Origin of the sequence: Desulfovibrio oxyclinae DSM 11498 (assembly GCF_000375485.1) — a bacterium.
GTDB classification, from domain to species: Bacteria; Desulfobacterota; Desulfovibrionia; order Desulfovibrionales; family Desulfovibrionaceae; genus Pseudodesulfovibrio; species Pseudodesulfovibrio oxyclinae.
In genome coordinates this window covers 113,548-134,815 of sequence record NZ_AQXE01000001.1, presented here as the reverse complement: position 1 = coordinate 134,815, position 21,268 = coordinate 113,548, and the positions used below count along the sequence as shown (strand labels likewise).

Below are 21,268 nucleotides of genomic sequence, written 5' to 3'. Positions count from 1 at the left end.
ATCATCCGGAAAAGAGGAGAGATTCGTGCTGGCCGGACTCATTTATTCGTTCATATCCGCCGTGGCTTTCGGCATGTTGGTAATCTTCGCCAAGCTTGGCTACGCCGCAGGAATGGACGCGGTGGAAATATTGCAATGCCGCTTCACCTTCGGGGCCATCCTGCTCGGCGGCTGGCTGGCGCTCTTCAGGCGCAAAGACATCCTGCCCGACAAAAAGACAGTAATACGCTGCGGCCTTATCGGCCTGTTCATTTATCCGATCCAGTCGTTCTGTTTCGTCACTGCCGCCCAATACATCCCGGCGGCAACTGACGCGCTCATCCTCTATTTCTATCCTGTGACCGTGACCCTGCTCTCGGCGCTGATCTTCAAAATGAAGATCGACCGCACCGTCGCCCTGTCGCTTTTCCTGGTGACCGTGGGTTTCGCGCTGGTCTTCTACGACGCGTTCCTTCAACAAATGGACCCGTACGGTCTCACACTGGCATTCGGTGCCATGGCGACATTTTCCGTCTATCTCATGGTGGTACAGGTGCTGTTGCGCAACACTGCGCCGTTCAAGGCAACGGTCTACGTTCTGGCCTTTGCCGCGGTCGCTTACAACATTGCCGGGGACCCGACCTTTTATTTCAGCATGACGCGTGAAACCCTGCTCATCGGCGTTGGGCTGGGACTGATCTGTTCGGTCATCGCGGTAGGATTTCTGTACCTTGCGGTGGAAAAGGTGGGGAGCGCGTATGCGGCCATTTTCTCAAGCATCGAGCCGGTGGCCACGCTGGTCGCGGCGGGCTGGCTGCTCGGGGAACGGGTGGTGGCGCTCCAATACGCCGGAGCGCTGCTGATCATCGGCGGCATCGTCCTGCCGAACATCAAGGTGCTGCTGGTCAGAAAGCAAATTGCTGACAGCTAGCTCTCATCGAGCAGCTTCTGGAATTCAATGATCTTGTCAAGATACTGCGACATGGATCTTGAAAGCCCTGTCTTTCCTTCATCAAAAACCAATCCGAGTGAAATATCACGCTCGCCGACTCGCCTGCGCGCGACCTTTGCCCGGAACTTGTGGACTACACCGCTCTCAAGGGTGGCAAACTCACCCGTGACATGGTCATCCTTTCTCACGAACTCGTCGGGATCCTGAGATTTCGGCAGCTGGAAACGGCAGCCGCCTTCGCTGACGTCGGTAATCAGGCCCTCGAAAACCGTCTGGCTTTTCGTGAGAGAGGCACGCATCCGGCAAGCGATTCGTCCCGATTTTCGCAATCCGTAATGCTCGAATCCATCAGGATAATCAACGAACAGAAGGGAATAGGGAGTTGCCCTGTACAACTGGGAGACAGCCGTAAACGAGACGATACTGCCCTCGTTGAGGTAGCGGAAGGTCAATTCGTTCCCCGGCTCAATCCTCCCCCTGATGCCCGGTGTCACAGGAACACGAATGATGACGCACTCGCCTTTTATGAGTCCGACGAAGCGACACTTGAAGCGAACGCCGTCATCGAACTCCATGAGCATTTCGGAAGCGAGTTCAATCTTCATCGGCTACTCCCGAGATCATCCATGTATCGTCCCAGAAGCTTGAGATGCGCTGCCTCTTCACGCTCAAGATGCGTCAGCGCTTCTGCTGCCTCGGATTCTGCGGCGCGGGCAGCACACCTTGAATAGAAGTCCAGCGCCTGCGCCTCGAAGAGCATTGCCAGCTCGATGACTCCATTTTCACCCTCGAATATCTCACCGTATTCCTCAAGAAAGCGCTGCGGCTCGACGCCGCCTTCAGACTGCCCTGCTCCGGCGGATGCGGCCTGTTCTTCAAAGACATCTCTCTCGGCCTGATCGTCCACCATTTTCCGGTAGAGATTGAACAGGGTCCGGCGGTGGCGGTCCTCGAAACCGGCCAAGGTGCGGTAGAGATCCTTTTCACTCTCATTGGCAGCCAGTCCCATGCGGGATTCATAAAAGTCTTCAAGCCGTTTTTCCATGGCGCAGGCCGCAAGAAGCACGTCTTTCACCGTTGCGTTTTCGGGGATGGCCGCAAGCCCCAGCTTCACGGGGCCGAACGCCGCATGTCCCTGCCATGCGGATGCGCCGCCCTGAAGGTTGATCACCTCGTATCCCTTTCCTTGAAGCAGGCCCGCGGCGGCCGAACTGCGTCCGCCCGAGCGGCAATAAGTCACCACAGGCCTGTCGGAAGGAATCTCTTCCAGTCTGTCGGAAACCTCCGATAAAGGAATGAGATGTGCTCCAGGCAGGTGCAGTTCCTTGTATTCCCAGGGTTGCCTGACATCGAGAAGGAAATATTCATCGGGGCGCCGCGCATCCATGTAGGTGCGCAACTGATCGGGGGTCATATTGGAATAGGCGGTCATGGAAATCCTCCGGAGAAGTTTTCCATTATATGCCACGGATAGGCGTTCGTGACAACGGAATCACAGAATTGCGGGCAGAAGAATCATGGCTGCGGCCAAACCCACCGCCGAATCGACAAGCCGCCAGTGCAGGCCGCCAGTCCACGCTTCGGGGCCGTCCAATCTGCGCGAAGCCACGGCCACGGCACGGGTCCAGGCAGAACGTGCCATCACCCGGATAAGCGCCAGAGGGACCAGTGTCAGTCGCTGCTGCAAAGAAAACCTCCCTTGTCGCAACGACAGCCCTCTCCTGAGTTCTCGCAGATTGCGTCTGGTTTCCGGAATCATATGCACCATGAGGGCAAAGGCCAGCGCCCCCTGCCACGCGTCGCGTCCCATGAACGGCCTCAGCGCCCAACTTAGTGCCAGACCGATGCGTCTGGCCGAAACTGCCAGAGACAAGGTCAGCCCCAACAACAAGAGCGCCGCGAGCCTCAGGGCTATCTCTCCCGAAAGCGTGAGCGCCTCCTGCATCGGGATGCCGTCCCACAGCGCCAGCCCGAACCGAACCCCACTCCAGATGAGCACGAAGAACAACAGCGGTCTTGCGCCAGTACCGCCTTCCACCCCGCGCCCGAGCAGCAGCGTCAGCAGCAGAAGAAAAGCCCCGGCGGCACCAACAGCCGCCACCGGCATTTTCCAGAGGCTCACCCCCAGAAACAGTGACAAACCCACACAAAGACGCGGGTCGAGCCCGCGCACGGCTGCGGCAAAACGGTCGGTCATCGGGACTCCCACGGCTCCAACACACGGTCGCTGCGCCACGAACACGGAGGGCGAACGCCATGCTCGATCAAACGGTCGAACACCTCTTCCGCACTCCCTGAGACGACGGTCCGCCCCTCGGAAACGAGCACAAAGATGTCCGCGATATCCGCCACGCACTCAAGGTCATGAGCCGCGACGATCTGGGTGAGTCCATTATCCCGATTCTTGGAGAGCAGCCTGCGCATTTCCACAATGCCCGGGTAATCAAGACCGCTGAAAGGTTCGTCCAGAAGCAGCGCATCAGGGGCGTCCATCAGCGCGGATGCCAGACAGAGTTTGCGCTTCATGCCCCATGAGAGCGTATGCACAGGGCGGTCGGGGGCTGCGTCAAACCCTAGGGAATGCAAGAGTTTCCAGGCGGCCCCCCGCTCGGACTCGCCTCGCACCAGCATGAGATCTTCTTCCACCGTTGCGCCTATGAGTTGCATGTCCGGATTCTGCATAAGAAGGCGGCAGGCGCGGCGACGTTCCTCGGGTTCCGTCACGGTTCCGTTCACGAAGATGTCCCCTTCGTCAGTCGGAACGATTCCGGCAATCGCGGTCAGGGCCGTAGATTTGCCGCATCCGTTGACTCCGGCGATACAGGCGAGAGCTCCTGCCGGGACATCGAAAGAAAGCCCGCGAAGCGCATGAACGCCGCCCGGGTAGGTATGGCTGAGTGTATCCAATTTTATCATGACCCGGGCAGTGAAAGCCGAGGCGCAGCCGGATGTCAACAACAAAGAAGGCGGGAACCCTCCAAGGAGGATTCCCGCCTGAAAGCGATCTTTTTTTGAACGACCGACTAGAAAGAGTAGCCGATGGACATGCCGCCCACGAGGGCCTTGCTGTTGTGGATGTGGGCGGTATCGGGAATGCCTTCCGCAGGGCGCGCTTCGATGACGCGGCCTTCGTTGCGGACGTACATGCCGGAGAAGTCAACCGTCCAGTCACCGTGCTTGTATCCGTAGCCCAGCGAATAGATGTAGCGGTCGCTGGTGGGGAGCATGAAGTCCTCGCGGCCTTCCTCGATGGGGCTTTCGTCGTAAACGAAACCGGCGCGCAGGACATGGGCATCGGTCAGGTCATACTCGACGCCGAGAGCGTAACGCATGGCATCGTTGTAGTTTTTGACCGAGGTGACGGAGTCGGTACCGCCGTCGTAATTATATTCGATGCTGTCGTAAGAGGACCAGTGAGTGCGGATAACGTCGAAATCGAACCGCAGGTCTTCGGTGGGCTTGTAGGCGATTCCGGCGGTGATGCTGGAGGGAAGGTTAGCGACCATGGTGGTCAGAGAACCATAGGGAACTCCGTTGGAGTTGGACTGGGTCCCGCGTCCGACCATTTTCTGCTCGCCGCGATACACCAGACCGACGCTCCACTGGTCGTTGAACTCATAACGGGTGGAAAGGTTCCAGCCCACGGTCCAGCCTTCGGCCTTGATGTGGACGTCGCCCAGAACGGCGTTCATCTTCTTCTGCTCGAAGGCGGCGCGCATGAAGTCCATACCGCCTGCGACGGACCAGTTGTCGGTAACCTTCACGGCCATGACGGGCGCGATGGAAAAGCTCTTCATCACTGCCTTGTAGACGTTGTTGGCGCCTGCCCAGTCGTGATCGTAGTTGGTTCCGACGCCGAAGCGGGAGTACTCGCCGATGCCGACCCAGAGCTGATCGTTGATCTGCTGGGTGAAGTAAGCGTGCGGGATGGTGTAGACCTTGTTCTTGGTCTTGTAGGTCTCACCGCCCATGTTCACTTCCGCGCTGGGGGCAACGAAGCTGGAGCCGACCATTGCGTGGGTGCCTTCGAGTTGGGTGATACCGGCCGGGTTGTAGGCGATGGCCGAAGGATCGTCCGCCAGGGCCGTCATGGCGCCCGCCATACCGTTACCGCGGTTACTCCATTCATAGAGCGCGAAACCGGCCGCAAAGCCCTGCGCCGCAAACCCGACGACGAGAACCGCCGCCAGCAGCACCGCCCGGCAAGCATTACTGCACTTCATACTTCCTCCCCTCTTCTGCTTGACGTATAAGTATTGCATGAAAAAGCCGCGCCCAAAGCCTATTGGAGACACCAGCGCGCGGCGCGAGTTCCATTTTCCGGACAAAGTCAAGCAGCTTGTAACCAGTTTGTCTTTTTTTGTAAACAAAAGTTTCAGCTAAACAGCTGTTTTAATTGATCGTTTACATGCCTCCAGCGGCATGATTCTGGCAAGCTCATTTGGGGAAGGAAAAACGTTCCGGAGGCTCGAATGCGATTATACATGGATCTCAAGGAAAAGGGTTTCTACTCCATAATGGGCATCGGCGCATTGGCCGGCCTCATGGAGGGGACCATGTCCAAGGGGTTTGCCCTGCACTACCTCTTTCCGGGTGCCATACTGACCATCAGCTCGGCTTTTGTGGGCGGGCTGTGTGGATTTCTCATCAAAGACTTCTTCAGGGTTATCAGGGGCATGAAGCCATACCGGGGCGTCAACAACGATGCCATGATACTGGGCGGGCTTGCGGGTACCATCGCCGGAACCGTCATTCAGGTAGCGGGAAGCCCTGACGGGGCAAACCTGTTGGTCGGAGCCGTAGCAGGCAGCTTTTTCGGCTCACTCTCCGGCGCATTCCCGGACGAATTCGTCACCCCCATCATTCAGCTCATGCACCGTGCTCCAGCCAGCCGGACAGGCAGCAGCGAAACCAGACAAAGCGTCAGGCAGGAATAAAAAAGCCCCGGCAGACCGGGGCTTTCAAATTGCTTTTAGCTGACCTTGCTTCCTGGCACCACTTCATCCATGGGCGTGAGAAGCTGCATTCCTTCCTCAGTCTTTACGGCCAGTATCATGCCCTGAGAGAGTTGTTTGCGCAGTTTCCGGGGCTTCAAGTTGGCGACCACGACCACCTGTTTGCCATTGAGGTCATCAGGGGCAAAAAAATCAGCCAGTCCGGCCACGACCTGCCTCGGCTCGTCTTCGCCCATATCCACCTGAACCAGCAGCAGCCGGTCGGCGTCGGGATGGACTTCCACACCGGTCACGGTGCCCACGCGCAGGTCCAGCTTCTGGAAATCCTCGAACTCGATGAAGCCGTTGCCTTCCTGCTGTTTGGGCGCGTTTTTCTTGGCTTTGGCGGACTTCTTCTCCTTGGCGGATTCCATGGAGTTGGAAGGCTCGGGTTCCGGCAGCTCGACCCTGGGGAACAAATTGGAGGTCTTGGCAATCTCAACGTCGGATTCCAACAGTCCCCAGACGTCCACTTCCTTGGCAAGGTCGACCTTGCGCGGGTCGAAGCAGATGCCCAGCTGCTGGAGCATGTTCTCGGAAGCCTCGGGCATGACCGGCCACAGATGAACGGCAATCTTGCGCATGTTCTCAAGCAGCACGTAAATGACCGTGGCAAGACGTTCCATCTCGCCGTTTTTCTTGAGCGTCCACGGTGCAGTGATGTCGATGTACTTGTTCAGACCGCGGACCAGCTCCCAGAGTCCTTCCAATGCGCGGGAGAACTTGAATTCGGAGAACATGGCCTGATACGTCTTCATGGCCTCGCGACCGATCTGCTTGATCTCCGCGTCCTCGATCTCCTCGTCCACCGGGGAAGGCACTTTGCCCTCGAAATACTTGTGGGTCATGGAGAGCGTGCGGTTGAACAGGTTGCCGAGGTCGTTGGCAAGGTCGGCGTTGAGCCTGCCCACCAGCGCCTCCTCGGAGAAGGACGCATCCTGCCCGAAGGACATCTCCCGAAGCAGGAAATAGCGGAAGGCATTGAGACCGTATGTATCCTTGAGCTTGAGCGGCTCAATGACGTTGCCAAGCGATTTGGACATCTTGGTGTCCTTGACCAGCCAGTAGCCGTGCACATTGAGGTGCTGATACGGCTCGATGCCGGCCGCCTTGAGCATGGTGGGCCAGAAGATGGCGTGCGGCTTGAGAATGTCCTTGGCCACGAGGTGGTTGGCTGCGGGCCAGAAGTCCTTGTAAAGCTCGCCGTCGGGATAGTTGAGCGCGGTCAGGTAGTTGATGAGCGCGTCAAACCAGACGTAGGTCACGTAGTCCTTGTCGAACGGCAGCTCGATTCCCCACGTCAGACGCGACTTGGGGCGAGAGATGCACAGGTCTTCGAGCGCGCCGGAATCCAACAGGCTGAGGACCTCGTTGCGGTACCGCTCGGGACGGATGAAATCGGGATTTTTCTGGATGTGCTCCTTCAGCCAGTCCTGATACTTGGACATCTTGAAGAAGTAGTTTTTCTCGGAAATGTATTCGGGAACGGTCTGGTGGTCGGGGCATTTGCCGTCCTCCAGTTCCTTCTCCGTGTAAAAACGCTCACAGCCGTAGCAGTAGTGGCCGCCGTATTCACCGAAGTAGATGTCCCCGGAGTCATACACCTTCTGCAGAATGTCCTGTACGGTGCGAACGTGGCGATCCTGCGTGGTGCGGATGTAGTCGTCGTTCTCGCACATGAGGTCGGGCCACAGGGCCTGAAACTCGGCGGAGATGCCGTCCACGTATTCCTGAGGGGACATGCCGTTCTTTTCCGCGGCCTGCACGATCTTGTCGCCGTGCTCGTCCGTGCCGGTCAGAAAGAAGGTCTCTTTCGCCATCAGCTTGTTGAAGCGGGCGAGTGCGTCGGCCACGATCGTCGTATACGCGTGCCCCAGATGCGGGCGCGCATTGACGTAATAAATGGGGGTCGTAATATAAAAACGTTCCAAACCAGTCGCTCCTGTAGCGAAGTGATGCATGATCGGGGTTATTCCTCTTTCTTCTGACGAGGAGGCCGCTTGCCTTTTTTGCGCTTGGGGCGGCGTCTGGGCGGACGGGATTTCTTGGCTCCGCCTTCACGGTCTTCGGAACCGCCCTTGGGCGGGCGTCCGCCGGGCTTGCCACCGCGAGGCTTGCGGCGAGGCGGCCTGCGACGGCTGTCCTGCCCTTCCTTGTCCTCGTCGGACGCACCGGGTTCGGTACGCTGGGGCGGGCTCTTTCGCGGCTGCTGCTCCTGTCCAGGACCGGATTTTTCCTGCTGCCGCGGGGCTTCTACAGTGCCTTCGGCCTTGTTGACGATTTCCTTCCACTCGTCAAGAGGGATCTCCCGTTCCTCGTTTCCTTCAAGCAGCAGCGTCAGGCTCTTCTTGAAGAAGTTGGAGCGCAGAACCTTGGCCTGCCCGTAGGCAGTAGGATACCGTTTGCCCACCTTGGGAGATTCGCGGTTGAACTCCTCATACCCTTCCTGCTCGTAGCTCAGGCAGCACATGAGGCGGCCGCAAATGCCTGAGATCTTGGTGGGGTTGAGGAAAAGGTTCTGCTCCTTGGCCATCTTGATGGTCACCGGAGCGAACTTGCGCAGAAAGCGCCTGCAGCAGCAGAGCTGCCCGCAGTTGCCCACGGCGCCGAGCATCTGCGTTTCGTGTCGCACGCCGATCTGTCGCAGTTCGATGCGGGTGCGGTATTCGCGCACCAGATCCTTGATGAGTTCACGAAAATCAATACGGCCCGGAGCAGTGAAATAGAAGATCATCTTGGAGCGGTCGAAGAACACCTCGACCTCGACAAGCTTCATGTCCAGCTTTCTGCTGCTGATGCACTTGCGGCAGAACCTGTAGGCATCCTTGGAAAGCTGGTCGTTTTCTTCCTGCGTCTTTTCGTCCTCTTCGTTGGCGAGGCGATATATAGGCTTGATGTCTTCATCCATTTCGCCGTCCGGCGGAGCCTGACGGACCTGAACCACGTCGCCCAGCCCCATGCCCTGGTCGGTCTTCACGATGACCCGCTGGCCCTCGCGAACGACGTACGGACCGGACGAAAAGTTGTAAACCTGTCCGTAATCGCTAAATTTTATTCCAAGTATTTGACTCATATGAATTATCCCGCACTCTACCCTGCGGGGTGGGATCAAGTGAGGCAGAGGCGGTCATGGCCCGGAGGTTTCCGGGCAGCGTCACACAACGCAAGGCGGCCACGTTCGTTGCCGTGGCCGTCCGAAAAAAGGGACGCTCGAAACCGTCCGCGATCAGTCGAGAACGCCGAGACTCCGCAATTCGCCCAGAAGCTTTTCCTCGTCGATGGGCTTGACCAGATAGGACGTCGCGCCTCCGAGAAAAAAGGCGTCATGGGTTTCCTTGTTGTCGTCCAGCATTGTAGTGACGATGACCTTGGCCTCGGCCTGCGGATGGACTTTGTGCTCCTTTTCGATGGAGCGTATTTCCTTGAGGGCTTCCTGCCCGTCGAGTTCGGGCATGAGAAGGTCGAGACAGACGATTCCGTAAGGATCGCCTCTTTCGAGCGCTGCCCGGAAGGCCTCGATGGCCTCCTCGCCATTCACGGCGATTTCGCAAGAGGCGTAGGGCCTCAGTATTTCGTGAATCATGTTCCTGCTGTAGAAATCGTCGTCCACGATCAGGGCTTTCATGCAATCCCTCCGAAAAACAAAGCAATGGTTACCAACAACCCGGGAACATTTGCACGTTTCCGGGTCAAAAGCAAGCGGCCTAAAGGCGCACCACGTGCTCGCTCGCCATGGCGAAACACTCGATATCCGCCCCCCGGCGCTTCAGTTCCTCCCGACACGAATCCACTATTGCCGCCACTTCCACGTCTTTTCTGCCCGCACCATGGTGAAACAGACCAAGCGCCTTGACTTCGGCCGCTTCGGCAAGGTCCACCGCGTCCATCCAGTGGGAGTGCCCCCACCCCACATGAGAAGGATATTCCGACGGAAGATATTCCGCGTCATGGACCAGCAGATCCGCCTCTTTGGCGAAATCGGCGTACCCTTGCGGCGTGAGCCCCTGCCCGTGCACATGGGAAAGCTCGTTATCCGTCAGAAAAACAAAAGATTTGCCGCTCTCTTCAAAGCGGTAGCCGAGTCCCCCTCCGGGGTGGCTCAGCGGCACCGTTTTCACATCAAGATTGCCCAGCCGGAAGGAGTCGCCCCGTGGAATGAATTCCATACCGGAGAAAAGATCCTCGAACGGAACAGGGAAAAACGGGTGGGCCATGACAGTCTTGAAGCACTCACGCAGCGGAATCTCGATGGGATCGCCGTGGACCCGCACCCTGCCGCGGATGGGGACCCGGAAAAACGGCAGCCCCATAAGGTGATCCCAGTGAAGATGGGTGAAGACCTGATCGCATTCGAGGATACCCTCTTCGAGCATCCGGTCTCCGAGAGGGCGCAACCCGGTACCAGCGTCAATGATCACGATCCGGTTTTCACTGTCGCGAACCTCGATGCAGCACGTGTCGCCGCCGAAGCGCGTGTATCTCGATCCGGATACGGCAATGCCTCCCCTCGCTCCCCAGCATCTGACTATCATAGGGCCTCCGGTTTGGCGTTCCACTGACTTGCGGCTGTCAGGCTCCGGCCTCAGCCAGCTTGATGAAAATTCTCGCCCGGTCCACTTCCGCGTCCAGGTCCCCAAGATCGTCCGCCAGTTCTCTCAAGCTCATGCCGAAACGCTTTTCCACTACCGGCGGTAAATCATGAACCTCGAAATCTCCCGCAGAACCGAACGAAAGCATCTTGGCTATTTCATTCCCCGCGTGCACGCAAAAGGTCATGAGATTCCCCGACGAGGCCGCAGGGACGTGGTGCAGTTTCACCGCCTCCGTGACATCCGCCGACAGGTTCCACCGGGCAGTGAGCATGGCCCCAACCTCGGGGTGGCTCACGCCAAGCACCTCCATTTCCGCATCGACCAGAGCGCAGCCCGGCTCGGAAGCCATGCTCAGCACTTTGGTATACTCGGCCTCGGCGGCCCCGACCATAACAAGTTTGCCTATATCATGAAGAACGCCTGCGAGAAAGTATTCCGTGGATTCCTCGATGGACGCTCCCATTCTTTCGGCAAGCAGGCGGGCGCACACGCCCGAAGCGAGGCTGTGAAGCCAGAATTCCCCGGCTTCCACGCCACGTATGCCCACAGCGGGAAACCTGCCGACGCAGGCAAGGCCGACAGCAAGGTTGTGAAGGGTTCGGGTGCCAAGAAAAACGGCGGCGCGCTGAAGCGAGGCTGCGTCCTCGTTTTTTTCGCAAAACGAAGAGTTGACCAGACGCAGCAGCTTGAGGCTGAAAACAGGATCGCGTCCAAGCGTTTCCATGAACTCGACCGCTCCGCACTCCCCGGCGCTGTCTTTGGCAAGGATGGCATGAACCGTGCCGGGAAGATCCGGCATCCCTTCCACGGCTTTTATGATCTGTTCGTATCCTTCCATCTGCGATGCACCCTGTTGAGTCAAGAGCATCTGCTTACCCCATTCAGGGCTCTGTGACAACCGACCCGGACTTGGGAAAGGTTCCACGCCGAGCCGTATCCGTTTCCTGCGGACTATACGGTTCCAACCATCGCACCCGCACTGCTCCGTGGACGTCTGTGCGGACCACGCGTGCTTTAATCCGTTCGAACTCCTCCAGCACTTCAGGCTTTGGAAACCCATAGCGGTTGTACTTTCCGCAGGAGACGAGCGCCAGTTCGGGATCCACCGCATCCAGGGCCTCGGGATGCACGCTGCCCGCGCTCCCATGATGCGGCACGACAAGCACCTCCGCGTCGCACGGCACGGGACTCTCCGCCAAGGACTGAAGGGATCGCCGCTCGGCATCCCCCGGCAACAGGGCCAGCGGCTGGTTTAGCCATTCGACACGCAGGACAAGGGACCGCTCGTTGCTGTTCCACCCTTCGGTATCAGCTGCGGGTCCCAGCATCCTGAAGGCGACTTCTCCTGCATTGAACACGTCACCGTATGTCAGCCTCTGCTCGGGGATGCCTCTTTCCTTGAGCGCGGCCACGATGCGTCCCCCGGAAATGCCGTCAGGAGTTTCCCCATTGCCGATGAACCGCCCGACCTCGAAGCGTTCGACGATCCACGCCAGCCCGCCCATGTGATCATGATCCGCGTGGGACATAACGACGGCATCCAGTCGCGGCGGCCTGCCGTGCGCCACATACGGCCCGACAATGGCGCGACCGATGTCGAAGGTCCGACCGCCGACGCCGCCTCCGTCCACCAGTACCCGGTGTCCGCCGGGCGTGGAAATCAGCACGGCCTGCCCCTGCCCGACGTCGATCATGTCCAGCCGTACGCTGTGCATATCCTGCACCATCACCTGAATGTGCGGGATGAAGAGCAGCAGCGTTCCGAGCGCGGCCACAGCAAGCTGCCTCCTCTGAGCCAACGCAGCGGCCAGCAGCACCGCGAAGCCCAGCATTTCCGGCCACAGGGGACGCAACACCGCCCCCATGGGAGCAAGACCGGCGTCACGATACCAGTGCAACACGTCAAGCAGCACATCCATCACATGCGAGGCGGCCAGCACAAGCGCATTGCCGAACTCCGCAAACGGAGCATAAAGGTTGCTCAAGGCTCCCGCGAGCATTCCCGCCATACCCAGCGGCATGACCACGAAACCGACCACCGGCACCCAGACAAGGTTCAACAGAAGATCAGGCGCCACCGTGCCGAACCCGTGCGCCACAACCGGCAACAGCGCAATGTTGGCGGCTATTCCGATGCACAACAGCGCAGCCGCGGCATCCAGCGACCGTCGAAGAAAACCACGCCCGCGAACGGCTATCCAGCGACGAAGCACGGGGAAAAGAAAGGCGATCCCGGCCACGGCGCATGCCGACATGCGCAGGCCGGTGTCGAAGACCGCAAGGGGGTCCAACAGAATGATTATGGCCAGCGCCGCGAACAGACCGTCAACAAGCGCGCGGCCACGACCTGCGAGCAGCAGAAAACCCCAGCAGAAGAACATCAGTGAAGCACGCGTGAGCGAGGCCGAAGGCTGGCCCAGCCACCAGTAGAGCGCGACAAACGGCATGGCCAGCAGCACCGCCATCTTCGGACGCGGCATGGAAAGATAGAACCCGGGCCTGACGAACCCGGTAAAATGGGCCAACAACAGGCCGAAGAGGGCGACATAGCCCACATGCAGTCCGGAAAGCGCAAGGATATGCGCAAGCCCGGCGGACCGCACCGCATCGAGCGTTTCGGGCATGATGTGCGTTCGGTCGCCCGTGAGCAGGTTCAGGACAACGGCACCGCCCTGCCCTTTCGGCAAGGCGCTGACAACCGAATCATGCAATGCCGTCCGCAGACTCCAGAGCGTCCCATCCGGCGGCGGCCCCCAGCGGATATCGGCTTTGCCGATGCTCCAGCCGCGCCAGAAAACGCCCTCTCGCTGCCAGTATGCCTCGTAATTCCAGAGTCCCGGATTGGCGAACCCGGCCAGCGGCCTGAGGTTGACCGGAACCGACACCGCCTGCTCCGGTTCGGGGATGCGACGAGGGTACTTCCACGTCCAGACCATCTTCCCCTGAAGCGATCGATGAAAATCGTCATCCTCTACGGAAAGATCGGAGAGCACCATCTGCAAACGCATGTCCGGCTTGGTCCTTACCGACTCCACCGTGCCGTGCACCACAACCTTCTCGCCCGGCTGCACCCATGATGGAACCGGCGGCGACTGAGGAAGGACGGCACCGGCATAAAGAAATCCGGCGGCGGCGCAAAGCGCCGGAACCGCCGGATGAATACGTCGCCGTCTCAGGATGGCGTCCACGGTCAGAAGCAGGCAGAGCGCGACCACCGGCGCGACCCACGACTCAACCGCAAGAGCGCCGAGGGCGTAGGCCAGCAGGCATATCTGCCACGGGAGAAGGCCCGGCACGCGGGAACTTTCAATGCCGGGAACCACCTCCCCGCTCCACGCTATTCCTTTTCGCGCCAGATGTTGGCGCCCACTCCGGAAAGCTTGGCTTCGATGTTCTCGTAGCCGCGATCAAGGTGATAAATGCGAGATATTTCGGTCTTGCCTTCTGCGACAAGCCCGGCAAGCACAAGGGACGCGCTGGCGCGAAGGTCGGAAGCCATAACCGGTGCTCCGCGCAGAGGCTTTCCGCCGCGAATCATGGCGGTACGGCCATTGAGCCGGATGTCCGCGCCGAGCCGGGCGAGTTCCTGCACGTGCATAAAACGGTTTTCGAAAATCTTTTCTTCAATGGAACCAGCACCTTCTGCCACACACATAACAGACATGAGCTGGGCCTGCATGTCGGTGGGGAAGCCCGGGTACGGCTGCGTGGTGATGTCGGTTCCCACGAGCGGTCCGTCACGGCGTACGAGCACGCCGCCGTCGCGTTCCTCCAGCCATGCGCCCATTTCGCGCAGCTTGTAGGCCACCGCGTCCAGTTCATGGTAGGGGCAATCCTCAATGAGCAATTCCCCGTCCGTCATGACGGCAGCGCACATGTAGGTCCCGGCTTCGATGCGGTCCGGCATGACTTTGTAGCTGCACCCGGTGAGCTTCTCGACGCCTTCCACACGGATGACGCTGGTGCCATGGCCGCTGATCTTTGCGCCCATGGCGTTCAGAAAATTGGCCAGGTCAGACACTTCCGGTTCACGCGCCGCGTTTTCGAGGATGGTCTCCCCTTCCGCGAGGCTGGCGGCCATGAGCAGATTCTCGGTGCCGCCGACTGTTGGAAAATCGAAGGTGATGTGCGCGCCCTTCAGGCGACCCTTGCAATATCCTTTGATATAGCCTTCGGTAAGTTCGAACTCAGCCCCCATGCGCTCCATGCCCTTGAGGTGCAGGTCCACCGGACGCGCACCGATGGCACAGCCGCCCGGCAGGGCGACCCGGGCCTCGCAGAGTCTCGCCAGCAGCGGCCCGAGGCACAGCACCGAGGCGCGCATGGTTTTGACCAGCTCATAAGGCGCTTCGGGGACGAGGTTCGTGGCCTCGGAGGTGACGCTGTTGCCGTCGAAGGTGGTTTCACAGCCGAGGATATCCAGCAGCTTGAGGGAGGTATGGATGTCGCGCAGCCGGGGCACGTTCTCCAGTTCCACCTTGCCCTCGGCCAGCAGGCAGGCCATGAGGATGGGGAGCGCGGCATTCTTGGCGCCGCTGACGCGGATGTTGCCCTTCAGGGGACCGCCGCCCCCCTGTACGATGAGTTTATCCATGAAAATTTTCCTTTTTTTAAATTCTACGCTTGACCACGACGAGGGAGTCGTATAGTTCTACGGCCCTCATGCGGTGGGTGTAGCTCAGTTGGTAGAGCACCTGGTTGTGGCCCAGGTGGCCGAGGGTTCAAGTCCCTTCACTCACCCCACTGGAATATTTAGGCGAAACTTCGGTTTCGCCTTTTTTCATCTCCGGCTTCGAAAGCCCTTCCAGCAGGCGCATGAATGCGGTCTCCCGCTTTCCGGCCTTTCCTTCAAGAATCTGCCTCGCATCAACCCCGTCGCCCCAGAGGGCGGCGTTGAGCTCGGGCCGAGCGTTCAGCACACCGGCCTCCACGCCTGCACCGGCGTAAAGACCCGAAAGTTCAGTAACGACAAGCATCTCGGGATCAGGGTCGTCCCACTTCGCATTGTCCTGAAACCCTGCATCCAGAAACTCGACGGCAAAAGACGCGCCGCCGATGGTGCCGTGTTCCATGAAATTTTCCAGAGATTCTGGCGTGCGGAAGGCAAACACAACGGACTGCAACCTGACGCCCGCCTGCATTCCCACTCCCGGTGCGCCTATGCTGTAAAAAACCGGTCCCTGCCATTTGCCATGCTCATCACGCACCGCGAGCGCCCCGGACCCGCCACGGATCGAGAAGATGAAGGCAGCCTTGCCGTATGTAGGGATGACGAAAACAGCGTGCGCCGTACGCAGATAATCGCGCAAGCGGTGCTGCGGATCTTTATCGAGAAACCGCTCAAGCGTGCGAGCAGCCTTGGCGTCCAGTGACGCAACGGATTCGGTATGATCCTTTGGCGGCTTGTGGGCCGCGCATCCGCTCAGGCCGAGGGATGCAACAAGAACCATACAGGTCAGGACAAGCGAAGCACGGATAATGACACGTCTCATGATCTTGCCCTAATTGGCACGGTTCGGCCTGTCAAGCGGCTTTAGACGCCTGACTTGCGCAGCTTGCGCACGTCCCCGACACGCACGGTGAGGCGTTGCTTGTCGAAATGTTCGAGCACGGGGATGGCGTACTTGCGCGAAAGGTCGGTAATGCCCTTGAAGTCCTGTGCATCCATTTCATCATTGTCGTCGAAAAATCTGATGATGCGGTTGCGGATGTCCTCCAGCGCCGGGGCGTGGTAGTACATCTCCTCTTTGATCTTGACCAGCTTGCCCTCGTCCTGCAGATGCCGGAAGACCGGAGCGGCCTGCTTGAAGTCCATCTTGGTCGGTTCCAGCACGTCCTTGAGATTGGGAGGCCGGATGCCGCCCTTCTCGTAAGCGCCAAGGATGAGCTCGCGTACCTTGGCGGTGTCCGAAGCAAGGGACACCTTATGATCCTTCAGCCGCAAAATTTCCTGATCACCGACCACGTCGCCCTTTTTCATGAGCCGCTCCAGCACCAGATGCAGCAGCTTGGCGGGCAGCTTGCGGCCCCACGTGGAGGCCAGCTCCCCCCGCTGAACACCGGGCTTCATGGACTGCTTCCTATGGAACTCGCCCAGCCACGCCACAAGCCCTTCCATCAGCTCCGAAACCAGCGGCCCGTATGCGTAGCGACGCTCGTCCTTGTCGAACATGAGCGCCAGCTGCTTTCCGGCCATGCCGTTGAGGGTCTTTTCCAGGGCCTTGCTCTCAAGGTCGGTCATGGTCAATAGCTCCGCAAAGCTGCGTCCCTGCGGTCCGGCAAGGTCCAGCTGCGCCGCGATGACTTCCTCGGGTGATTCGGCGGTGAGTCCTTCCAGCTTCTTCTGTGCGTCGGAAAACCGCTTCACCTTGTGTCCGACCGGGCTGAGAACGCGTCCGCCCGCGATGGTCCGCAGCGGCGAGAAGGACCGCAGCACAATACGGTCGCCGTAGACCGAGGCCAGCGGCTGGGTGAAGCGGACCTGACAGACCGCGGTTTCGCCCGGAGCCAGTTTGTCCCGGTCATTGAGATAGATCCGGGCCATGATCTCGCGCGAGCCGTGGTGGAAATGCACTTCCTTGCGATGCTTGAGCGCCCGCGGGGAGGACTCCAGCATGGTCAACTCGATATCCCAGACCTCCGAAGGAAACATGGTGCCGGGGCGAGCGAGAATCTCGCCGCGCGAGACATCCTGCACTTCGAGGCCCTGAAGGTTCACTGCGGTGCGGCGTCCGGCCGGGGCCACCTCCACGCCCTGTCCGTGAGACTGGAGCGTTCTGATGCGCGCCGGGGTCTCGTCCGGATACAGGACCACGTCATCGCCGACCTTGAAATTGCCGGAGATGAGCGTTCCGGTGACCACGGTCCCGTAGCCCTTCATGGTAAAGGTGCGGTCCACGGGCAGCCGCGCCAGGTCGGAACGGCGTCTGGGCGCGAAGCGGTCCATGAGCTTCTTCAGCTCGGCCCTGAGTTCAGGGACGCCCTGTCCGGTGTGGGCGGAAACAGGGATGATCGGCGTGCCGCCGAGGAAGGTGGGTTCAAGATAGGAGGCCACTTCCTCCTGAACCATCTCAAGCCATTCCTCGTCCACCATGTCGGTCTTGGTCAGGGCCACCATGCCGGTGTCGATACCGAGCAGGGAGCAGATTTCCAGATGCTCCCGCGTCTGCGGCATGATCCCCTCGTCCGCGGCGATGACCAGCAGCACGAAGTCGATGCCGGCGGCACCGGCGACCATGTTCTTGACGAACCGCTCGTGCCCGGGAACGTCTACAACAGACAGACGCGAGTCATCTTCGAAGTCGAGAAAGGCAAATCCCAGCTCGATGGTGATGCCCCGCTTCTTCTCTTCGGAGAGGCGATCGCAGTCGATACCGGTCAGGGCCTTCACCAGCGTGGTCTTGCCGTGGTCGATATGACCGGCGGTACCCATCACTACAGGCATTTTATCCCCTTGAACGCTTGTATGAAATTCCAATTGTCGCAGTGAACGCGCATGGTAGAGCAAAAGGGCCGCAATCTCAAGAAGAGTGCGCAAAAGGTCTTTCCCGTGTTTTCCTTCACTCGAAGCAAAAAGCCCGCTATCGTCACCCGAAGACCCGGACCCGAAAACCGAACCGACCACGGAGAAGCCCCATGGGCATCGCAGCAGATCTCATCATAATCATCCTCGCCTCACTGATATGCGCCTTCGCCGCCAAGAAACTGCGGCAGCCCCTGATCATCGGATACATCATCGCCGGTCTCATCGTGGGACCGAACACCGGCGGCATTACCGTGGGCAACGCGCACGAGATCGAGCTGCTGGCGGAAATCGGCGTGGCCCTGCTGCTGTTCGTGCTCGGCATCGAATTTTCGCTGAGCGAACTCAAACCCGTGCGGCTCGTATCCCTGGTTGGCGGACCGATACAGATCATCCTCACGGCGATTTTCGGCTTCGGCGTGGGCAAGCTTTTCGGCCTGTCCACCAACGCCTGCATGTGGCTCGGGGCGTTCTTCTCGCTTTCCAGCACCATGGTGGCGCTCAAGACCATGGAAAATCAGCGTGTTCTGGGAACACTCTCCAGCAAGGTGATGATCGGCATGCTCATCGTGCAGGATTTCGCACTGGTGCCGCTGATCATCATTCTGCCGGAAATAGGGGACCTCGGCGCGGGCCTCTCCCGGCTCGGCTGGGCGGTCATCAAATCTGCAGCCTTCCTGACGGTCATGATCTTCCTCGGTCGTACCGCCATCCCGTGGCTCATGCACCGCATCGCGCGCTGGAATTCCCGAGAAATGTTCCTGCTCTCCACCTGCGCCATCGGACTCGGCATCGGTTACGCCACGCATCTGGCGGGGCTGTCCTTCGCCCTCGGCGCATTCATGGCGGGCCTGCTCCTGAGCGAATCCGACTACGCGCATCAGGTAATGAGCAACATCCTGCCCCTGCGGGACATCTTCGGGCTGCTCTTTTTCGCCTCCGCGGGCATGTTGCTGGACCCGGCCGTCATCCTGTCCAATCCCGGCAAGATCGCCCTGATCACCCTGCTGCTTTTCCTCGGCAAGGGACTGATATTCTTTGGCGTGACGCGGGCATTTGGCTACCGGAACATCGTGCCGCTGGCCACGGCGCTGACCATGTGGCAGGTGGGCGAGCTGTCCTTCCTGCTGGCCCGTGCCGGGCTCTCCGGCGGCGCGCTCAGTCAGGCGGATTTCGCCCTGTTCATGGCCTCCGCCGTGGTCAGCATGATCCTGACGCCGCTTGCATCGCGTCTGGCGGCCCCGCTCTACAGCCTGCGCAAGCGCTTCACGTCCGCCCCGCCCTATGAAAGCATCAACATCCAGAAGGCGCGGCTCAACGGACACGTCGCCATCATAGGCGGCGGCACCATCGGGCGTGCGGCCGCGGAGATTCTCAGGCGGTTCGGCAAGCCGTACCTTGTGGCGGAGAACAACTTCCGGCGCGTGGAGCGGCTGAAGAAGGACGGCCATCCGGTCATTTACGGAGATGCCACCATCGACGTGGTGCTGGAAGCCATGCATCTCGACCGGGCCAGCGTGGTGCTCATCACCACCCCGGCGCACATGGTCTCGCGGACGCAGGCACAGATGGTTCGCCGCATGGCCCCGGACGTGGCGCTCATAGCCCGCGCCGAGGACGCCTCGAACCTGCGCGATCTTTCCAGCATGGGAGTCAACGTGGTGGTGCAGCCCAGCTTCGAGGCCGGGCTTGAGTTCGTCAGGCAGACCCTGTCACGACTCGACGTGCCCACTTCGGAGATCAACAACTTCACGGAACGTGTCCACCGCGACCTCTACGAACCGCTGCGTGAAGACTGCACCAGCGAGGACTTCGGCCGCATCGTGAGGCACGGCGGCAGCATTCTGGAATTGTTCTGGGTGGATATCCCCATAGACTCGCCCCTCGTGGGCAAAACCATCGAAGAAGCGGAAATCCGCAAGCGCACCGGAGCAAGCGTGGTGGCCATCATGCGCATCGAGGGGCTGGTGACCAACCCCGACCCAGACGAGAAACTGCTCACCGGCGACATGATCGCCATCATCGGCAGGCAGGCAGAGTTCCGCAAATTCGGCGAACTCTACGGCACCGAGAAGGCCAAGCCTTAGAGCGCGACCAACTGCCGACCCAACACCTCAAGATATTCCGAGAGCATTTCGGGAGTGATGTCGCCCATGTGACCGATGCGGAACATGACGGCCCGCCCTTCTTCCTCCAGCCGGGCATTGAGCTTGCCGTAGCCGGGGTCGAAGAGATAGCCGCGTTCACGCATGTGCTCCTTGAGAACAGACTTGAGCTTGTCAGCCGTGACGTGACGCGGACAGCGCACCGTGGTCAGCGTGGGCGAACGAAACCCTTCCTGCGCGAACAGGTCGAATCCGTCCAGCCCTTCCACGAAGGAATGGGTCATCTCACGCATTTTTGCGTGACGGGCGAATCGTTCCTGCACGCCTTCGGTGTTGACGATGTAGTCGAGCTGCACAGCCATTTGATTGAGCAGTGCGGTATTGGGAGTAGTCAGGGCCTGTCCGACGGCGGCCTTGTCGAGCTGCTTGAGGATGTCCGTGGAGTGCCCCTTGTTGGTGATGGTGGCGGCCTTCTCGGCTGCCTCGGGGCTTACGAAGCCGATGCCGAAACCGGCCGGAAGCGCGAGGGATTTTTGCGTAGCGGTGCAGTAAATTGCCGGACGGGCCTCGGCAAGCCTCAGGTCGGCCCCGCCGAAGATGGAGACACCGTCCACCAGCGGCATGGCGCCCTTGTCGCGAACCACGTTGCACAGGGTCACGATATCGTTCTCGACCCCGGTGCTGGTCTCGTTGTGGGTGAGCGTGACCACGGAGGCCCCGTGCTCTTCGATGGCAGCGGCGAGCTTTTCGGCGTTCACGGCGCGTCCGGGCTCGAAAGCCAGCTTCACGGCATTTTTGCCGTTGGCCAGCGCGATGTTGTAATACAGGTCGCCAAAGGCGCCCACGGTGACGTTGAGGACGGTCTCGTCGTCCGCCACGAGGGAACGGATGGAGGCTTCCATGCAGGTGGAGCCGGAGCCGTTTATCAGAAATGTCCGGTATCCTTCCGGGAGTTGGGCCAGACGGGCCAGGCCGTCGAAGATGGGGCCGGAGCGCTTGTCGTTTTCCTTGTCGCGATGCCCGAACTCGGGCAGGGACGCGGCTTCGCGAATTTCGGGGCGGATATACGTCGGTCCCGTGATGAAAAGCTTCAGGGCGGCAAAATCGTCGGCAATCATGGCAAC

Annotated in this window: 18 protein-coding genes and 1 tRNA gene; 4 read left to right on the top strand and 15 right to left on the bottom strand. The window is 59.9% G+C overall.

Features of this window, described 5'->3' with window-relative positions:
* Positions 1–25 precede the first annotated feature (25 nt).
* A complete protein-coding gene (locus B149_RS0100660) occupies positions 26–910 on the top strand; it encodes a DMT family transporter (protein WP_018123227.1) in 885 nt (294 codons plus the stop codon).
* On the opposite strand, the gene B149_RS0100655 is transcribed toward B149_RS0100660, so the two are convergent.
* The 5 genes from B149_RS0100655 to B149_RS0100635 form a co-directional block, all read right to left on the bottom strand.
* Complete coding sequence (locus B149_RS0100655; RefSeq protein WP_018123226.1) at positions 907–1,536, bottom strand: flagellar brake domain-containing protein; 630 nt, start codon at positions 1,534–1,536, stop codon at positions 907–909. The two genes, B149_RS0100660 and B149_RS0100655, sit on opposite strands and share 4 nt — an antisense overlap.
* Positions 1,533–2,363, bottom strand: a complete 831-nt coding sequence (locus B149_RS0100650) for a rhodanese-like domain-containing protein (RefSeq protein ID WP_018123225.1) — start codon at positions 2,361–2,363, stop codon at positions 1,533–1,535. Before B149_RS0100650 ends, B149_RS0100655 begins: the two co-directional genes overlap by 4 nt.
* Positions 2,364–2,423: 60 nt before the next feature.
* On the bottom strand, positions 2,424–3,128 hold the full coding sequence (locus B149_RS16075) for a hypothetical protein (protein ID WP_018123224.1): 705 nt from the start codon (positions 3,126–3,128) through the stop codon (positions 2,424–2,426).
* Complete coding sequence (locus B149_RS0100640) at positions 3,125–3,847, bottom strand: energy-coupling factor ABC transporter ATP-binding protein (protein ID WP_026167368.1); 723 nt, start codon at positions 3,845–3,847, stop codon at positions 3,125–3,127. Before B149_RS0100640 ends, B149_RS16075 begins: the two co-directional genes overlap by 4 nt.
* A 107-nt stretch (positions 3,848–3,954) precedes the next feature.
* Positions 3,955–5,154 (bottom strand): OmpP1/FadL family transporter, encoded by a 1,200-nt coding sequence (locus B149_RS0100635; RefSeq protein WP_169332890.1) that lies wholly within the window; start codon positions 5,152–5,154, stop codon positions 3,955–3,957.
* A gap of 249 nt (positions 5,155–5,403) precedes the next feature.
* On the opposite strand from B149_RS0100635, the gene B149_RS0100630 reads away from it, so the two are divergent.
* Entirely contained in the window at positions 5,404–5,868 is a 465-nt protein-coding gene (locus B149_RS0100630; RefSeq protein ID WP_040372088.1) for a glycine zipper family protein, read from the top strand.
* A gap of 35 nt (positions 5,869–5,903) precedes the next feature.
* Here B149_RS0100630 and metG read toward each other — a convergent pair whose 3' ends face one another.
* The 7 genes from metG to murA all read right to left on the bottom strand — a co-directional run bounded on the left by metG (position 5,904) and on the right by murA (position 15,111).
* Positions 5,904–7,856, bottom strand: coding sequence for a methionine--tRNA ligase (metG, locus tag B149_RS0100625; protein WP_018123220.1), 1,953 nt, complete (start codon positions 7,854–7,856; stop codon positions 5,904–5,906).
* A gap of 38 nt (positions 7,857–7,894) precedes the next feature.
* Positions 7,895–8,998, bottom strand: a complete 1,104-nt coding sequence (locus B149_RS16070) for a PSP1 domain-containing protein (protein ID WP_018123219.1) — start codon at positions 8,996–8,998, stop codon at positions 7,895–7,897.
* A 153-nt stretch (positions 8,999–9,151) separates the two neighbouring features.
* Positions 9,152–9,550: a response regulator gene (locus B149_RS0100615; RefSeq protein ID WP_018123218.1), complete on the bottom strand. Its 399-nt coding sequence runs from the start codon at positions 9,548–9,550 to the stop codon at positions 9,152–9,154.
* Between the two features lie 79 nt (positions 9,551–9,629).
* Complete coding sequence (locus tag B149_RS0100610) at positions 9,630–10,457, bottom strand: MBL fold metallo-hydrolase (protein ID WP_026167367.1); 828 nt, start codon at positions 10,455–10,457, stop codon at positions 9,630–9,632.
* A gap of 37 nt (positions 10,458–10,494) precedes the next feature.
* Positions 10,495–11,385 carry an HDOD domain-containing protein gene (locus B149_RS0100605; protein ID WP_051069467.1) on the bottom strand — a complete coding sequence of 297 codons (891 nt, stop codon included), beginning with the start codon at positions 11,383–11,385 and terminating at the stop codon, positions 10,495–10,497.
* A 13-nt stretch (positions 11,386–11,398) separates the two neighbouring features.
* Positions 11,399–13,840, bottom strand: coding sequence for a DNA internalization-related competence protein ComEC/Rec2 (locus B149_RS16065; protein ID WP_018123215.1), 2,442 nt, complete (start codon positions 13,838–13,840; stop codon positions 11,399–11,401).
* Positions 13,841–13,854: 14 nt separating this feature from the next.
* Positions 13,855–15,111 (bottom strand): UDP-N-acetylglucosamine 1-carboxyvinyltransferase, encoded by a 1,257-nt coding sequence (gene murA / locus B149_RS0100595; RefSeq protein ID WP_018123214.1) that lies wholly within the window; start codon positions 15,109–15,111, stop codon positions 13,855–13,857.
* Between the two features lie 73 nt (positions 15,112–15,184).
* Here murA and B149_RS0100590 point away from each other — a divergent pair.
* Positions 15,185–15,260: transfer RNA gene (locus B149_RS0100590), tRNA-His, on the top strand.
* Here B149_RS0100590 and B149_RS18180 read toward each other — a convergent pair.
* Together B149_RS18180 and selB are read right to left on the bottom strand one after the other, a co-directional pair.
* Positions 15,239–16,009 (bottom strand): lipid-binding SYLF domain-containing protein, encoded by a 771-nt coding sequence (locus tag B149_RS18180; protein WP_026167366.1) that lies wholly within the window; start codon positions 16,007–16,009, stop codon positions 15,239–15,241. The two genes, B149_RS0100590 and B149_RS18180, sit on opposite strands and share 22 nt — an antisense overlap.
* 41 nt (positions 16,010–16,050) lie before the next feature.
* Entirely contained in the window at positions 16,051–17,961 is a 1,911-nt protein-coding gene (gene selB / locus B149_RS0100580) for a selenocysteine-specific translation elongation factor (RefSeq protein ID WP_026167365.1), read from the bottom strand.
* A 191-nt stretch (positions 17,962–18,152) separates the two neighbouring features.
* On the opposite strand from selB, the gene B149_RS0100575 reads away from it, so the two are divergent.
* On the top strand, positions 18,153–20,126 hold the full coding sequence (locus tag B149_RS0100575) for a monovalent cation:proton antiporter family protein (protein WP_018123212.1): 1,974 nt from the start codon (positions 18,153–18,155) through the stop codon (positions 20,124–20,126).
* Here B149_RS0100575 and B149_RS0100570 read toward each other — a convergent pair.
* Complete coding sequence (locus B149_RS0100570) at positions 20,123–21,262, bottom strand: pyridoxal-phosphate-dependent aminotransferase family protein (protein WP_018123211.1); 1,140 nt, start codon at positions 21,260–21,262, stop codon at positions 20,123–20,125. The genes B149_RS0100575 and B149_RS0100570 overlap by 4 nt on opposite strands.
* Positions 21,263–21,268 lie beyond the last annotated feature (6 nt).

Coding starts and splice junctions, on each gene's coding strand:
- B149_RS0100655 (WP_018123226.1), bottom strand. CDS start 1,536: ATGAAGATTGAACTCGCTTCCGAAATGCTCATGGAGTTCGATGACGGC.
- B149_RS0100650 (WP_018123225.1), bottom strand. CDS start 2,363: ATGACCGCCTATTCCAATATGACCCCCGATCAGTTGCGCACCTACATG.
- B149_RS16075 (WP_018123224.1), bottom strand. CDS start 3,128: ATGACCGACCGTTTTGCCGCAGCCGTGCGCGGGCTCGACCCGCGTCTT.
- B149_RS0100640 (WP_026167368.1), bottom strand. CDS start 3,847: ATGATAAAATTGGATACACTCAGCCATACCTACCCGGGCGGCGTTCAT.
- B149_RS0100635 (WP_169332890.1), bottom strand. CDS start 5,154: ATGAAGTGCAGTAATGCTTGCCGGGCGGTGCTGCTGGCGGCGGTTCTC.
- B149_RS0100630 (WP_040372088.1), top strand. CDS start 5,404: ATGCGATTATACATGGATCTCAAGGAAAAGGGTTTCTACTCCATAATG.
- B149_RS16070 (WP_018123219.1), bottom strand. CDS start 8,998: ATGAGTCAAATACTTGGAATAAAATTTAGCGATTACGGACAGGTTTAC.
- B149_RS0100615 (WP_018123218.1), bottom strand. CDS start 9,550: ATGAAAGCCCTGATCGTGGACGACGATTTCTACAGCAGGAACATGATT.
- B149_RS0100610 (WP_026167367.1), bottom strand. CDS start 10,457: ATGATAGTCAGATGCTGGGGAGCGAGGGGAGGCATTGCCGTATCCGGA.
- B149_RS0100605 (WP_051069467.1), bottom strand. CDS start 11,385: ATGCTCTTGACTCAACAGGGTGCATCGCAGATGGAAGGATACGAACAG.
- murA (WP_018123214.1), bottom strand. CDS start 15,111: ATGGATAAACTCATCGTACAGGGGGGCGGCGGTCCCCTGAAGGGCAAC.
- B149_RS18180 (WP_026167366.1), bottom strand. CDS start 16,009: ATGAGACGTGTCATTATCCGTGCTTCGCTTGTCCTGACCTGTATGGTT.
- selB (WP_026167365.1), bottom strand. CDS start 17,961: ATGCCTGTAGTGATGGGTACCGCCGGTCATATCGACCACGGCAAGACC.
- B149_RS0100575 (WP_018123212.1), top strand. CDS start 18,153: ATGGGCATCGCAGCAGATCTCATCATAATCATCCTCGCCTCACTGATA.
- B149_RS0100570 (WP_018123211.1), bottom strand. CDS start 21,262: ATGATTGCCGACGATTTTGCCGCCCTGAAGCTTTTCATCACGGGACCG.